The sequence below is a fragment of the Fischerella sp. PCC 9605 genome (assembly GCF_000517105.1).
Lineage (GTDB): Bacteria > Cyanobacteriota > Cyanobacteriia > Cyanobacteriales > Nostocaceae > PCC9605.
In genome coordinates, this window is sequence record NZ_KI912151.1 from 792999 (window position 1) to 807511 (window position 14513).

The 14513-nt window shown below is 44.0% G+C and carries 17 protein-coding genes; 6 read left to right on the forward strand and 11 right to left on the reverse strand.

Annotation, left to right across the window (positions count from 1 at the left end; translation table 11 throughout):
- Window positions 1–251 precede the first annotated feature (251 nt).
- Entirely contained in the window at window positions 252–590 is a 339-nt protein-coding gene (locus FIS9605_RS0128535; protein ID WP_026735624.1) for a helix-turn-helix transcriptional regulator, read from the forward strand.
- A 143-nt stretch (window positions 591–733) separates the two neighbouring features.
- On the opposite strand, the gene FIS9605_RS0128540 is transcribed toward FIS9605_RS0128535, so the two are convergent.
- Window positions 734–1411 carry a polysaccharide deacetylase family protein gene (locus FIS9605_RS0128540; RefSeq protein ID WP_026735625.1) on the reverse strand — a complete coding sequence of 226 codons (678 nt, stop codon included), beginning with the start codon at window positions 1409–1411 and terminating at the stop codon, window positions 734–736.
- 371 nt (window positions 1412–1782) lie between these two features.
- On the opposite strand from FIS9605_RS0128540, the gene FIS9605_RS0128550 reads away from it, so the two are divergent.
- The gene (locus tag FIS9605_RS0128550; RefSeq protein ID WP_026735627.1) at window positions 1783–2202 is read left to right on the forward strand and encodes a KTSC domain-containing protein; all 420 of its coding nucleotides are present in this window, start codon (window positions 1783–1785) and stop codon (window positions 2200–2202) included.
- Between the two features lie 438 nt (window positions 2203–2640).
- Window positions 2641–2997: a hypothetical protein gene (locus tag FIS9605_RS0128555; protein WP_026735628.1), complete on the forward strand. Its 357-nt coding sequence runs from the start codon at window positions 2641–2643 to the stop codon at window positions 2995–2997.
- Here the strand turns inward: FIS9605_RS0128555 and FIS9605_RS0128560 are convergent.
- Window positions 2982–3470, reverse strand: a complete 489-nt coding sequence (locus FIS9605_RS0128560; protein ID WP_026735629.1) for a hydrogenase maturation protease — start codon at window positions 3468–3470, stop codon at window positions 2982–2984. The genes FIS9605_RS0128555 and FIS9605_RS0128560 overlap by 16 nt on opposite strands.
- A gap of 184 nt (window positions 3471–3654) precedes the next feature.
- Between FIS9605_RS0128560 and FIS9605_RS0128565 the strand changes: the two genes are divergently transcribed.
- Window positions 3655–4398, forward strand: a complete 744-nt coding sequence (locus FIS9605_RS0128565; protein ID WP_026735630.1) for a class I SAM-dependent methyltransferase — start codon at window positions 3655–3657, stop codon at window positions 4396–4398.
- A gap of 87 nt (window positions 4399–4485) precedes the next feature.
- On the opposite strand, the gene FIS9605_RS0128570 is transcribed toward FIS9605_RS0128565, so the two are convergent.
- The 7 genes from FIS9605_RS0128570 to nuoF form a co-directional block, all read right to left on the reverse strand.
- Window positions 4486–5934, reverse strand: coding sequence for a Ni/Fe hydrogenase subunit alpha (locus tag FIS9605_RS0128570; RefSeq protein ID WP_026735631.1), 1449 nt, complete (start codon window positions 5932–5934; stop codon window positions 4486–4488).
- A gap of 102 nt (window positions 5935–6036) precedes the next feature.
- Window positions 6037–6657 (reverse strand): CBS domain-containing protein, encoded by a 621-nt coding sequence (locus FIS9605_RS0128575; protein WP_026735632.1) that lies wholly within the window; start codon window positions 6655–6657, stop codon window positions 6037–6039.
- A gap of 122 nt (window positions 6658–6779) precedes the next feature.
- Entirely contained in the window at window positions 6780–7325 is a 546-nt protein-coding gene (locus tag FIS9605_RS0128580; protein ID WP_026735633.1) for an oxidoreductase, read from the reverse strand.
- Between the two features lie 88 nt (window positions 7326–7413).
- The gene (hoxU, locus tag FIS9605_RS0128585) at window positions 7414–8130 is read right to left on the reverse strand and encodes a bidirectional hydrogenase complex protein HoxU (protein ID WP_026735634.1); all 717 of its coding nucleotides are present in this window, start codon (window positions 8128–8130) and stop codon (window positions 7414–7416) included.
- 46 nt (window positions 8131–8176) lie between these two features.
- Entirely contained in the window at window positions 8177–8332 is a 156-nt protein-coding gene (locus FIS9605_RS45560) for a hypothetical protein (protein ID WP_231510492.1), read from the reverse strand.
- Window positions 8329–8667, reverse strand: a complete 339-nt coding sequence (locus FIS9605_RS45565; protein WP_231510493.1) for a hypothetical protein — start codon at window positions 8665–8667, stop codon at window positions 8329–8331. Before FIS9605_RS45565 ends, FIS9605_RS45560 begins: the two co-directional genes overlap by 4 nt.
- Window positions 8664–10409, reverse strand: coding sequence for an NADH-quinone oxidoreductase subunit NuoF (gene nuoF / locus FIS9605_RS0128595; RefSeq protein ID WP_026735636.1), 1746 nt, complete (start codon window positions 10407–10409; stop codon window positions 8664–8666). Before nuoF ends, FIS9605_RS45565 begins: the two co-directional genes overlap by 4 nt.
- Window positions 10410–10630: 221 nt before the next feature.
- Here nuoF and FIS9605_RS0128600 point away from each other — a divergent pair, with 221 nt between their 5' ends.
- Together FIS9605_RS0128600 and FIS9605_RS0128605 are read left to right on the forward strand one after the other, a co-directional pair.
- Window positions 10631–11239 (forward strand): cytochrome b/b6 domain-containing protein, encoded by a 609-nt coding sequence (locus FIS9605_RS0128600; protein ID WP_026735637.1) that lies wholly within the window; start codon window positions 10631–10633, stop codon window positions 11237–11239.
- 313 nt (window positions 11240–11552) lie between these two features.
- A complete protein-coding gene (locus tag FIS9605_RS0128605) occupies window positions 11553–12167 on the forward strand; it encodes a superoxide dismutase (RefSeq protein WP_026735638.1) in 615 nt (204 codons plus the stop codon).
- A gap of 184 nt (window positions 12168–12351) precedes the next feature.
- Here FIS9605_RS0128605 and FIS9605_RS0128610 read toward each other — a convergent pair whose 3' ends face one another.
- Entirely contained in the window at window positions 12352–13194 is an 843-nt protein-coding gene (locus tag FIS9605_RS0128610) for an SDR family oxidoreductase (protein ID WP_026735639.1), read from the reverse strand.
- A 123-nt stretch (window positions 13195–13317) separates the two neighbouring features.
- Entirely contained in the window at window positions 13318–13731 is a 414-nt protein-coding gene (gene msrB / locus FIS9605_RS0128615; RefSeq protein ID WP_026735640.1) for a peptide-methionine (R)-S-oxide reductase MsrB, read from the reverse strand.
- Window positions 13732–14513 lie beyond the last annotated feature (782 nt).

Here is a 14513-nt window from a genome sequence, read left to right on the forward strand (position 1 = left end):
CAGATGTTGGGGCAAGGAATAGGGTGGAAAAAGAAAGAGATTGTTCTCTCTCTACCCTTTTGCCTTTTCCCGCCTCTTAACAAAAATTATTTTTGCAAGAGGTGTAAAATAGTGATGAGAGTTACACTTAATAGTTTTAACCAAAGAACTTAAGTGTCGTCAATAGCTTGGTTAAATTTGTTGGGCGCTAGATTTTTTTGGTGCTAGGATCTACGACTATAGATATTAGGTAAACCATAAGTGCTGTAGCTGTGAAACAGAAGGCAAAACCAAGGATCGCTTTTCTGCGAGAAAAGGCAGGGCTAACCCAGCTGGAATTGTCACGTATTGTCGGCGTGACCGAAAGCACTATCCAAAATTGGGAAAGTGGTAGGACTGGAACAGAACAGATAGAACGAATTATTAAGTTTTGTAAAGCGCTGAATTGCCAAGTAGAAGACCTAATTGAGTATGTGAGCCACTCACCACAAGAGTCGGCTGCAAAACCTAGTTCTTTAAGTGATATACATAATTTGTTGGGAACTGAGAACCATTCGGCGATCGCTGAAACCGACTCGACCGCAGATCAAAAGCGGCAAGTTAGTCATTAGTCATTGGTCATTGGTCATTAGTCAATAGTTGGTGGTTAGTGGTTATTTCTCCCACTCTCCTCATCTCCCCATTGCCCCTAATCCCCACTCCCTGGCGGTCGTGGGGGCCGGTGAGTTCCCCATCTCCCCCTCTCCCACTCCCCCTATCTCCTCCTAGCTTGCAGCCACAATTCATCCACTGTCACAAATTGATAGCCTTGTTGCAATAGTTGGGGAATAAGAATTTTTGTGATTTCGGCTACATCTTCTCCGCCGCAAGCACCGTCGTGCAACACAATAATGGAGCCATTAGTTACTTCTTTGAGAACTCGCTGTACAACGGTAGTAACTCCCGGTCTTACCCAATCTTCTGGTACTACGCTCCACATCACAGTTCTGTAATTCCACTTATGTAGCAGGTTCAAAGTTGTGGGTGTAAATAAACCGTTCGGGGGTCGGACATCACGTACTTGTTCGGGTTGCAGGTTACAAGCATGATAGACGGCTGCTTGAGTTTTTTCTAAGCTGTCTCTGAGATCTTTAGGAGAAAGCAAAGGAAAATTGCGATGATCGTACCCGTGCAGTCCAACCCAGTGTCCGCGATCGCATATTTCTTTGGCTATGCTTGGCGAACGGTTAACACAAGCACCCAACCAAAAGAAATTTGCTGTAATCTGGTAACGGTCTAATACTTGTAACAGTTTGGGTGTGTATTGTGGATGAGGGCCATCATCAAACGATAGGGCGATCGCTTTGGAATTACAATCGCCTCCCCAAAGACAACTCGGAAACGTTGGCTTGAGAATGGGGTGCAAAACTGGAAATAGAGGATAAAACTGCATATTTAGCAAACTTCCTTTGGAAGGGATCGGGGATTAGGGATCGAAGATTAGGGACTGGGGATTGGGGCATCGGGCATCGGGCAAAGGAACTGGAAAAGTAAAAAGTAAAAAGTAAAAAGGTAAAAGAAAAAATTCTTTCTTTTTACTTTTAGCTTTTAACTTTTGACTTATTTTTGCCCAATCCCCGATACCCAGTACCAAATCCCCTATATCCAGTATCCAGTACCCAATACCAAGTTTTTTCTTGGCAAGGCTTGACCAGTGACAAAATGTATAGTACATATGTTCTATATGAATTCATTCTTGCATAAAAACTTACCATTCCCGAACTAGGAAGTAGCACTTCTTTTGCCAACAGGAGAGCATACTAGATGAAGCTATCGAAACTTGATTTGAGCAATGTAGTAGCGATCGCTCACTCTGAAGGACATTTGCAGTTATTGCTGGATTTAGGTAACGAATTAGAGTTTTTAGAAATTCCTGCACCAGTCGAGGCTTTTGAAGGATTGCAACATTTGAATGAGATAGTAGCTGAAGTTAAAGCTTTGCCTTCATACGAGGAATCAATTGCAATGTTGCCAACAAATTCATCAATGGCGAATGCAGTGGGATATGACGACGACAAAAATATTTTACAAATCGAGTTTCATAACGGTGCAGTCTATCAGTATTCGGGTATAGAAGAAGATACTTGGGAAGATTTACATCAAGCAGATTCAGTTGGCAAATATTTCAATGAAAAAATTAGAGGTAAATATCAGTCAGAGCGTATAGATGATGACTATTGCTGATAATTAGTGTTCCTGGTGCTTCTGGCTAATTGCTAATTATTATTAGTGATTAGCCTTTACTTTATTTAATTTTGGTTGTTGATAGTTGTTTGATGTTTGGTATTTATTCCAACCAACTACCAACCCTGCGGGTACTCTACGAGAAGCCGCCCTGCGGGCGTCTACGTCAGTTGTACCCTGCGGGAAGCCGCGCTGCGCGCGTCTACATGGGGAAAACCACGCCAGGTTCTACAACGCTTGGTACCCCCGCAACGCACTGGCTCCCCAAGACCGCACTGACTCACCACCAACAAACAACAATCACCTAATACCCTCACAACTTCCTCAAATTCTTTATTTAAATTTAAAAATAGAGCCTGTCTATCTCTGCCCTAAAGTTGCTCTACCGTTCACATCTTTAAATAAACAGGGAAATTAGAAGCTGAGAGGGAATAAATTATGACTAAAACAATTTTTAATTTAACACTGCCAGTGGTTGTTAGCCTCATAGAGGATGTTTTAGAAACTTATCCTCATCATCCCTATCAGCAAGCTTTCTCTATTCCTGACTTTCGCCAAGAACTAATTGCTCATGTCCTTAGTCACGTATCTAATTGCTATGTGGTTGTAGAAGAAGGTCAACAACCATTAGTTAACTATCAGTCTTTAGCTTGCTCTCTCAAAGAAAGGTCATGTATAGAAGATTTGATTCATGAGGGCATTGAGAGAATTATGTACAAACGGGATAAAGAGCTAAGTTTGCAAATACCTGAAGAAGTTGATCCTGGGTTGGCTCCTTCTCATTGGTTTGGTTGAAAGGGATTAGGGGCTAGTAAATAATCGTGTGCGTTTTTTTGAATCAGATCGGCTATCTTTTCAAGGGCGATCGCCACTCCATTCTCAGCAATTGGTGACAAGCGATCGCCCAATTCAAAATTTTCTCCTGGTACAATCAACCACCAAGCTTTAGGGCAATGTCCATAAATAGCTTTGGTGAGAGCGAGAAGCGCTTGTGGATCGCCCGTATGACCTGCGAGAAAGTTAGTAGCGGTGGGTAAGAGTGATTTTACTTGCACGTCAGAAGTTTCAGAAGTCAAACAAGCATCGACAAAGATTACCAAGTCAACACTTACCAAAGCCTCAGCAAGTTCGGGGGTAAGTTGATGGACAGTAAGGGATTTTACGTTTAATAAATGTTGGGAGGCGATAATCTCTGCTACCCGTTGTCCAATCGCATCATCGCTACGCAAATCATTACCGTAACCAATTACTAAGACAGTTTTGTTCATCGTTATTAGCTTTTAGTGACCAAATTAAGTAGATCGGCACAAATAAAGTTAACTCGCTACGATCGTCATTGGTAAGAGTTTCAGCATTTTTACATGTCTTGACGTAGTTATGTTTATTCCTGTCTACTTACTTATAATTATTCTTTAGTAGTTATTTCCCTTAATTATTTTTAGGGGTAAAAAAATGACCGCCTACTATGACTCCATAGCCCAGCAGTATAAAAAATCCAAACTGTTGCCGTTTCGCTTGCATATTGAGGCATATACATACTTTAATCTGCTCGGTAATCTGGTCGGAAAGTCAATTCTCGATCTGGCTTGTGGAGAAGGATTTTACACCAGACTATTCAAACTCCAAGGTGCAGCACGAGTGTGCGGGGTCGAAATCTCTGAAAAAATGATTGAACTGGCAAGACAGGAAGAAATCAGACAACCCCAAGACATTGAATATATCCTTGGTGATGTATCTGAACTTAATAAAATTGGCAATTTTGATCTGGTAGTGGCTTCCTATCTACTTAATTACGCCCAAACCAGAGAACAACTACTTAAAATGTGTCAGAACATATTTGCTAATTTAAAACCGGGCGGTCGTTTCGTTACCATCAATAATAATCACTCCCAATGCCCTTCGTCTTATCTCACTACTGAAAAGTATGGATTTATCAAAAGCATAGATTCACCATTAGTGGAAGGTACACCTATAAAATACACATTCACAATGTCTGCTAATGATAAGAAATTCAGCTTTGATAACTATTACCTCAGCACAGCCATTTACGAATGGGCATTTCGGAGTGTCGGTTTCAAAGAGATTCGCTGGCAAAAACCAATAGTCTCTCCTCAAGGAGTGGAAGAATTTGGTCAAGAGTTTTGGCAGGATTTTCTTAACTGTGTGCCTATAGTTGGTATTGAGTGTCTTAAATAGGTGTGACGTAGAAGCAATTCATGAATTGCTTCTACAAAATTCATGCCTTGATTCAGCAACGCCTCATTTTTTGTTGATAAACAACTTCTAATTCCGCCAAACTTCATCAACAACAGTCCCATCTGCTCGCACTAATTGAACGTGCAAAGGCATTTGTCCGACTGCATGGGTTGAACAACTCAAACAAGGATCAAATGCTCGGATTCCAGCCTCTACACGATTCAACATTCCTTCAGGAATTTCCGAACCGTTAATAAAATGCCGGGCAATTTGAGCGACTGTGCGATTCATTGCCAAATTATTTTGTCCTGTAGCAATCACCAAATTTACCTTCAAAATCAAGCCATTTTCATCAACTTTATAATGATGGAACAAAGTGCCGCGTGGCGCTTCACTCACTCCAACTCCTTCTAGTTGATTAATACCAGCATCGGCACGGAGTCGATTTGATAGTAAATCAGGATCATCTAACAAAATTTCAATCCGCTCAATCGATGCAAGAATCTCGATGAGTCGGGCGTAGTGATAGAAAAATGATGAGGTGACTGTCCCTTTACCTCTATCTCTAAACTCCTGCAACTCGCGATCGGCCAGAGGTGTACCAATGTGGCTGCAAACATTCAGACGTGCTAAAGGCCCTACCCGATAAATACCACTATCTATACGGCAATGGTCTTTTTGGCTGGGATAACCAAGAGGACGGTAATAAGGAAACTTTAAGTAAGTCCAAGCTTCAACTGCTTCGCCGATAAATTCCTGATAGCGAGTCGGATCGAGTTTATCGGCAATGATATTGCCTGCGCTATCAACAAACCGGATATACCCGTCGTAATTTTCCCACAAACCTTCAGGAGTAACCAACCCCATAAACAAGCTGGGAAAATTACCAAAGGTTTGCGCTTCTGTTTCATAATCCTGAAGCAAGCGCTTAAATAGAACCAGTGCATTAAGTATTGTGATACGTGCTTCTGGGATGCGATTCTGAATATGGGTGCGTCCCTCCTCTGACAAGGGTTCTCTGACACCTCCCGGAACTGCCCAAGATGGGTGAATCTTGCGTCCTCCCAATAGTTCAATAATTTCTTGTCCAAATTGCCGCAAGCGAATACCCCCACGGGCGAGTTCTGGATCGGCTGCGATTAAGCCAAAAACGTTGCGTTTGGAGGGATCGCTATCCATCCCCAGCAAAAAATCTGGGGCGCTGAGGTGGAAGAAACTGAGGGCATGGGATTGGATAATCTGCGCCAAGTTCATCAAACGTCGCAGTTTGGCAGCTGCGGGAGGAATGGTAACGGCAAGAATGCGATCGCCCGCTTTAGCAGAAGCCAACAAGTGACTCACCGGACAAATGCCACACACCCGCGCCGTAATTCCCGGCATTTCCGCCAAAGGGCGACCTTCACAAAACTTTTCAAACCCACGAAATTCGGTTACATGGAAACGAGCATCGCTGACTTGTCCCGTATCATCAAGATAAATACTGATTTTTGCGTGTCCTTCAATACGAGTAACTGGGTCGATGATTACTTTTTTCATAACTGTACTGCTGCCTAACTGGGATAGTCAGAAATAGATTTTTCTTGGTGCCTTGGTGTCTTGGTGTTTTTCAACACCAAGGCACTAAGACACAAAGGAGTGTCAACCGCTACACCAGCAGTCATAGATTTCCTTTGCCTCTGGATACTCATCGCAGTATTCTTCAAAGGCTGTTTTGACTACTCTCTCTGCCCGTTGATGAGCTATCTCAGCTTGCATTTCTTCAATCACATCCCAAGCTGCGGCACATTCTTCTGAACGGATACCTTTTTGAGCGCAAATAGCGCGAGCTTTTCTAATTTCGTCCTGAAGTTGTTGTTCTAACAGGATAGTCCGGGGTTGTTCGAGAAAGTTACTATGAGCCAGAATGTCAGCTAGCGAAATGATACCCAGTAGTTCACCGTGGATAACAGGCGCTCTCTGTATATGATGATCGGCAAATAACCGCGCTATGTATTCCAAACCAAGGTCAGGATTGACAACGATACAAGGCTTGGTCATTACTTCATAGACACGCACCCGATTGGGGTCTTTGCCATAGGCAATTACTTTATACACAATATCGCTTTCGGTAATAATCCCGTAGGCATCCTGTTCGTGGCGACGATCTACAATCAGCGCTTTCCAGTCTCTTGCCCTCATCAGCCTGACTGCTTCAGCCACCGTTGCGGAACTGCGAATAGTGGCAACATCTTTAGTCATAATGTCTGCGGCTTTGAGCATTGTTAACCTCCTAAAAATTGATGGGGTGATGGGGTGTAGACGCGCAAGCGGCTTCCCGTAGGGTAGGGGTGATGAGGGAACTGAACAATTCAATATATCTTCCACTCCTCCATTCCCCCTACCTAGCCAAATTTGATAAATTCGCGTCCTGCTAGTTGTGGTGTTTCTCCGTGTAAAATTGGCTCTAGTGCCGCTTTAATGCGAGTGGCTGATGGTGGACATCCTGGTAAGTAAATATCAACTGGTACTACTGCATGTACGGGTGTAACCCGATCTAGTAATTGCGGTACAATCCCTGGTTCTTGGGGAATTTGCGGGTGGATATCTGCGGCTTCAATGTAACAACGCTGAAGAACAGGTTCGGCACTGCCTAAGGGATTGCGTAAAGCGGTGACGTTGCCAGTAACAGCACAGTCGCCAAAGGAGATAAGTATTTGCGATCGCTCTCTTACTGTTTTAATCATATGCAAATGTTCTTCGTTGGCGATCGCACCCTCGATTAATACTACATCTACCCCTTCTGGGTATTCTTTGGTATCCATGAAGGGGCTATAAACTAAATCTACCTGTGCGGCTAAATCAAACAGCCATTCGTCCAAGTCAAGAAAGGACATATGACAGCCAGAACAACCACCTAGCCAAACTGTTGCTAATTTCAAACGAGTCATTTTTTCTCCTTGTGTTGGTTGATAGTTGGTGGTTGGCAGTTGGTTGTAACAAACAACTAACAACAACCAACAACCAACAAACTCCTCACTAAAAGTTCCATTGCTGTTTTTCCCGTGCAGTGACAAGGAAATCGAGTTTGGCGCGATCGTGTTTCATTTCACCTATGCTCGAACCTTTGTAAAAAATTGCACCCGTGGGACAGGCATTGACACACTTGCCACAGGAAGTGCAAGTTTGTGAGGTTCCCCAAGGCTGATTTAAATCAGTAATCACATGGGAATTTGTACCTCTACCTGCCATATCCCAGGTATGAGCGCCTTCGATTTCGTCACAAACACGGACGCAACGAGTGCAGAGAACACAACGGTTGTGGTCAATGCCAAAGCGATCGTGGGAAACATCGACTTTGCGATCGGGAAAGTGGTAGTCTAGCCGGACGTGATCCATACCCATTTCAATTGCTAAGTCCTGCAACTCGCAATTGCCATTTGCTACGCACACTGAGCAAATGTGATTGCCTTCCGCAAACAGCATTTCTACAATCGTGCGACGGTATTTTTGCAAGCGCTCGCTGTTTGTCTGAATTTCCATGCCTTCAGCAACTTTTGTGACACAAGCTGGTTGCAGTTTATTGCTGCCGGCAATCTCCACCAAGCAAAGGCGACAAGCACCTACTTCTGAGACTCCTTCTAGGTAACAGAGTGTGGGAATATGAATTCCCGCATCCCGCGCTGCTTCAAGTACGGTTTCATCTTCGCGGGCGCTAATCAACTGACCGTTAATTGTAAGTGTTTTTACAGTCATGATAACTTATTATTTATACTATCCTGTTGCATTTGCTGTGCATACCTCAGCCACCCTCATTGCTGCACAGAAGTATCAGTTGTCCGCTGACGGCTGAGCGATCGAGCAATTCGTGGGCATGAGCAGCCTTTGCTAGCGGCAGGCGATCGGCAATAATAGGTTTAATTTGCTTGTGTACCAGCAAGTCTAATAATTTAGTCAAATCCTCACGAAACCAGTCAGGATGCTGTTTTTTGAATCCAGCAATGCTGTAAAACAAAGCTTTTTTACCATCTGGCAGTAATTGTAATAGCGACAACAGGATAAAATTTGCGCCTGTCTTGAAAATAGGGGAAAGGGGAAAGGGGAAAGGGGATCGCCGAAGAGATTTTCATTCCCTCGTTGTGGGCGCGATCGCCTCTGGGGTTCTAGCTTGAATATTCGACCCCGCTTTGCATTCAAAACTGAAGAGAAACCGTAATTAATCAGTTGTCCTTTGTAAAGTTGTAAAACTTCCGGGCCACCATGACGGGTAATCAAAATGCGTTTGTAACTCATACATTGAGCTTCCCCTGTGCTTGAGATTCATTAATCAGCGTCAAGTACTCATCTCGGAAATAACGCAAAGTACTAAACACCGGATTCGGTGCAGATTGACCCAAACCGCACAAGCTGGTATTTTTTACCATGTCACACAGTTCTTCCAGCAGTTCCAAGTCAGCAAAGGTTGCCTTGCCTTCGCGAATCTTAGTCAACAGGCGATAGAGTTGGACAGTACCCACACGACAGGGTATACACTTGCCGCAGGATTCATCCATGCAAAACTCCATGAAAAACTTGGCAACATCCACCATGTTGGTATTTTGATCCATGACAATCATGCCACCGGAACCCATCATTGAACCCAAGGCAGTGAGAGATTCGTAGTCTACAGGAGTATCAAAAGCTGAAGCGGGGATGCATCCTCCCGAAGGCCCGCCAGTCTGTACAGCTTTGGCTGTTCCACCATCGGGGACACCGCCGCCCATTTTTTCCACAATCGCTCCCAGTGGCGTTCCCATTGGTACTTCTATTAAACCTGTGTTGCGGATTTTACCTGCTAGTGCGAATACTTTTGTACCTTTGCTTTTTTCCGTACCGATACTGGCAAACCAGTCCGCACCTTTGCGAATAATTGGTGAGATGTTGGCAAAGGTTTCAACGTTGTTAATTAAAGTTGGGTATCCCCACAAACCAGACTCAGCGGGGTAAGGAGGACGGGGGTGAGGAGTGCCGCGTTTGCCTTCAATTGATGCCATCAAGGCAGTTTCTTCACCGCAAACATAAGCCCCCGCACCAATGCGGATATCAATTTTAAAATCAAAGGGTGACTCAAAAATATGACTGCCTAATAAACCTAAGCGTTGAGCTTGGCGAATCGCAGTTTGCAAGCGACTGATAGCGATGGGATATTCTGCTCTGACATAAATATAGCCCTGGGCTGCACCCACCGCATAGGCGGCGATCGCCATTCCTTCTAAAACGCGATGGGGGTCACTTTCCAAGACACTGCGATCCATAAATGCCCCCGGATCGCCCTCGTCAGCGTTGCAGATGACAAATTTGCGATCGCCTTTCGCCTTCGCAACCGTTGCCCATTTCACGCCCGTGGGATAACCAGCACCACCCCGTCCCCGTAAACCGCTGCGGGTTATGGCATCCACTACCTCAGCCGAACTCATCTCTCGCAGGACGTGGTAAAGCGCTTGGTAGCCCCCAGCTGCAATATAAGATTCGATGTGTTCGGGATTGACTTTGCCACTGTTTTCCAAAACAATCGATACTTGGTTGGTAAAAAATGGATGCGCCAGATCTCCACGTTGTACCGTAGTCTCTCCTCCATTAAGAGCAGTGATAATTGAGGGTGCATCTTCAGGAGTGACTTTCTCGTAAAGTGTACCTAGATTTTCTGGTTCAGCTTGATTAACTAGAGATTGGGTAGATTCTTTCCCTAGTCCCCAATCCCCCTTCGGGTTCGCCACTTTCCCATCTGGCACCAAGCCAAGACGGGAAGTGGTCTCACCAGTCCCTAGTCCCTTCACATGTACTAACGGCCCCTGACAGCACAAGCGCATACAACCCACACCAGAAACTTGCACTTTGTCCTCTAAACCAGAGGCTGTAACAGCTTCCTCAAGTTGCTTTTTCACAGCTGCGGAGTTAGCAGACAGACAACCAGCAGCAACGCAACAGCGGATCTGCACGGGTTTTTGAGACTGGCGTTCTTGTTCTGCTATCTCCTGTAACTCAGTCAAATCCATCTTCCCACCGCCTCCTATGCTATGATTTTTGGCTTCACCTTTGAGGTTAGGGGGAAATATTGAGGAACTTGTGAGGAAATTAGGCAGATACGGCTGCAATGCAGTTCAGTATGTAGAGACGCGAAATTTCGCGTCTCTACAGAGGGGCTGGGGAAAAGATAGGTTGTGCTAGATATTCGGTAAATATTAGGATTCTAGATAGAGCTAAGGAAAAGACGGTCATGCCCCGTTCAAAGCCATATCAACCACTACTTCTGCGGTTGCTTCACGGTGTCAATGCTGTATTAATCATTGGTGCGGCGATTACGGGTTTTTTAGTTTACGACAGTTGGGATGGAAGATTTGGCGGTCTTTCTTTGACGAAAGCTAACCGTAGTCTAATTGACATTCACGGAACCTTCGGCTTTGTCATATTTTTTGTAGTCCTGCCATTATTTATTATTTACTGTTTAAAAGCTGGCAGAAACCGCTTGATACAACTCAATATGTTGAAGCAACTAACTGAAGTTGGTAAACCAATCTGGTGGTACACCCTCCAGCGAATTACAAATACAGTAATGTTGCTGGCAGCGCTATTTTCTGTAATATCCGGTAAATTTCAAGATGAAAACTGGCTGCCGCAGAGAGAATTAAACCATACTGCATACTATATACATCTAATTGCTTGGATAGTAATAGTTTTGGCGCTTTTTACTCACTTGTTGATGAGTACCAAAGTGGGTGGTTTCCCACTGCTACTTTCTATGTTTGACACCAATTATCGCCCTGAGCATAATCCGCGTTTATGGCGTGACAAAATTCTTAACTGGCTACGTCATCCAACTTTGTGAAGTCGACTTTTTTAATTTTTTATCTTCTATAAAGAGGAAACTGAATATTAGAAGAGGGATCGCCTGAGATTGTTTACTGCGATCGCACTTGTCATATGAAATTCGGTACTGCAAATGAGAATTAGTTGCAACTCATAGTCATAATGAGTATGATTTAAATAAGAACATAATTTATTTGGCAAGTGAGACTCCGAGATCGCAAAAATTGCGACAAATGTTGGTCGCCTTTGTTGTGGTGGAAGCAATAAATCCCAAACAGAGGTTGATACGGATAGTTTTTCGATAAATCCAATTACTTTGAAGGAGAAATACAATGGCTCATACTCTAGCGCCATTGCCCTATGACTATGCTGCACTGGAACCGTATATTGATGCTCAAACCATGCAGTTGCATCATGACAAGCATCACGCTGCCTATGTCAACAATTTGAATGCAGCCTTAGAGAAGTATCCCGATCTGCAAGGTAAAACTGTCGAGGAGTTGGTTATTAACTTAGACGCAGTGCCACAAGACATTCGTACTATCGTACGGAATAATGCTGGAGGACACGCTAACCACACCCTGTTTTGGCAGCTTATGAGTCCTGAGAGTGAGGGAGAACCAATAGGGAAAATCAAAGATGCGATCGCAACTACTTTCGGCAGCTTTGATAACTTCAAGGTGCAGTTTAACGACGCTGGAATTAAGCAATTTGGTAGCGGTTGGGTTTGGTTAGTCAACAACCAAGAAAACAAGCTGCAAATCGTTACGACTCCCAATCAAGACAGTCCACTGACCATAGGACTCTACCCCTTGCTGGGTAACGATGTTTGGGAACACGCTTATTACCTCAAGTACCAAAATCGTCGTGCAGATTACCTGAATGCTTGGTGGAATGTAGTGAACTGGAATGAAGTCAATCGGCGGTTTGAATCTGCATTGCGGTAATACTCAGTTCGCGACTTAAATGGGGATTGGGGATTGGGGATTGGGAATTGGGTAAAGGTTAAAGGGTAAAGGAATTTATTAACCTTTCACCTTTCACCTTTCACCTTTTCCCTTTTCCCCTTCCCCCTCTTGTTTTTCCGATGCCCCTTGCCCCTTGCCCCTTGCCCATGCCCAACGTTACTCCTTACCCTTGCGCCAGTTCATGATTGCCTAACTTGGAGAAAAGTGCATTCCAATCAATCATAGAGGGTCTTGATCCCTGATTGACTATCTCAAAAACTTTTCTTTCACAGTGAGGATTTTGAATGCATTCTACACAGGCTGCTGCTACATCAATTCGGCTAGTCTGGCCTGTGAGTGTGTCGCCCGTCCCCACCACCACACCAAGCTTACCTCCTGTTTTTGCCTTTAACAAGGTGTTGAGGTCGTATGAGGTATAGGGGCCGTCGATCAGGCGACCTGGGCGGATAATGGTGTAGGACAATCCCGAATTGATAATGGCTTCCTCACCTTTTTGCTTGGCATCAAGTACGCCAAAGGCATTGAGAATGCGATAAGGAAACTTATCTTTGCGAAGAACTCCACAGGAAGATACAAAAACAAACCGCTTGAGATTGTTAGGTGCTGCTGCAACTAAATTGCTGACGCCTTGGGTATCAACTTTTGCAGGGCTATTCTTGGCTTTGGCTTTAGCAGATTCAGGGTCAAAAAATAGCTTTATCCAATCAATCAAGCTAGGTGTTGGTTCAAATTCCCATCTAGCGGAAGGAAAAGCAGTAGTCCCAGTACAACATATTATATAGTTGGTATCTGCCATCGCCGCCGGAAGTATAGTCAGGTCACGCAGATCGCCAACAGCAACTTCCACTTTGTCATCAAACATTTTTTGGGCTTTTGCTGTGTTGCGTGTCAGGATGCGAACTTTAAAACCCTTCGACCGCAGCTTACCTACCACCAGCTGACCTACTCCACCAGTCGCACCGACAACAAGCACTCTTTCCTCAACTGACACTTCCGCCGAAGTCATAACAATACCATTCGCTAATTCGATTGTCTATTAAAGCTCCCCGCCGTGACTAACGAGTCATCGGTGGGGATTGCTCACATCAGTCATTTATCAGGCGATCGCATTCTCATCAATACACAAAAATCACCCTTCTGGAACAAAGTTCATTGCTACACCGTTCATGCAGTAGCGCTGGCCAGTAGGCGCAGGGCCGTCATCAAACACATGACCCAGATGTCCGCCGCAGCGGCTACAATGCACTTCAGTCCTAGTCATAAAAAATGACCTATCTGTTGTTGTGCCAACTGCATTCTCAATGGGGGCGTAAAAACTCGGCCAGCCAGTACCACTGTTGAATTTAGTTTCTGATGTAAACAGTGGCTGACCACAGCCAGCACACACGTAAGTACCGCTAGCATAATTTTTATCTAATGGACTTGTGCCAGCACGTTCTGTACCGTGTTTGCGTAAAACACGAAACTGTTCCGGTGTCAAACTTTTGCGCCACTCTTCATCGGTTTTATTAATTTCAAACTTTTCACTATGGGAAGTTGTCATAACATCTAGTCTCCTGTTTTGAAAATAGGGATTGGGGAAGAGATTTTCATTCCTTTCTCTATACGAGCCTCTGGTTCTAGTTCTCGTTACCGCAGTTGCATAGGCATGCAAGTTGTAAATATAGCTACACCTGATTTTTCCTTGTCTTCTGTTTATATTCTATTATTTATTAAGTTTTATTAATTTAACATTGGAGAAATATAAATTGCAGATAAATGAGAGCACGTCAATAAAAATTAAGTAGAGTATCGATTGTTTGCACAAGCAGATATGCCCAAGTTACCTTAATCTAGCGGCATATTAAATTTTGCTCCATTGTATCGAGGATAGAGGGGCGACTCCCCCCAAACATCCTCATTAGGGACAGTCTAGGATCTAATAGAGCAAATTTTCCCTTTTATAGGGGAAAATAATTGAGAAAATTCAGGATTAGTTTAAAAATGCCCGTAAATAAAGCATTCGTATTCGCCGATTATCGAATATCTATTTTTCTACTTCGCTCTTTGTGTCCAGCACCGAAGTTTTCAGCCTCGGGATATGCTCAGGATGTGAATGAGCAGCTATTTGCTTGAAAATATCAGGCAATTGACCCAACCTACAAAGTGCCGGAATGGGAGCTATGAGAACTACAAGATATTGCAGACATCACTGGGGCAGCGCACAAGTAGGGCTGGATCTGAAAGATAAAGTTGATATGCCATCTAATAATTTCACTCTCATCTATGGTTTTAGGTGAGACTTGCAATCTGTTTGGCACATGCGCGAGACAGAAAATTGAGGAC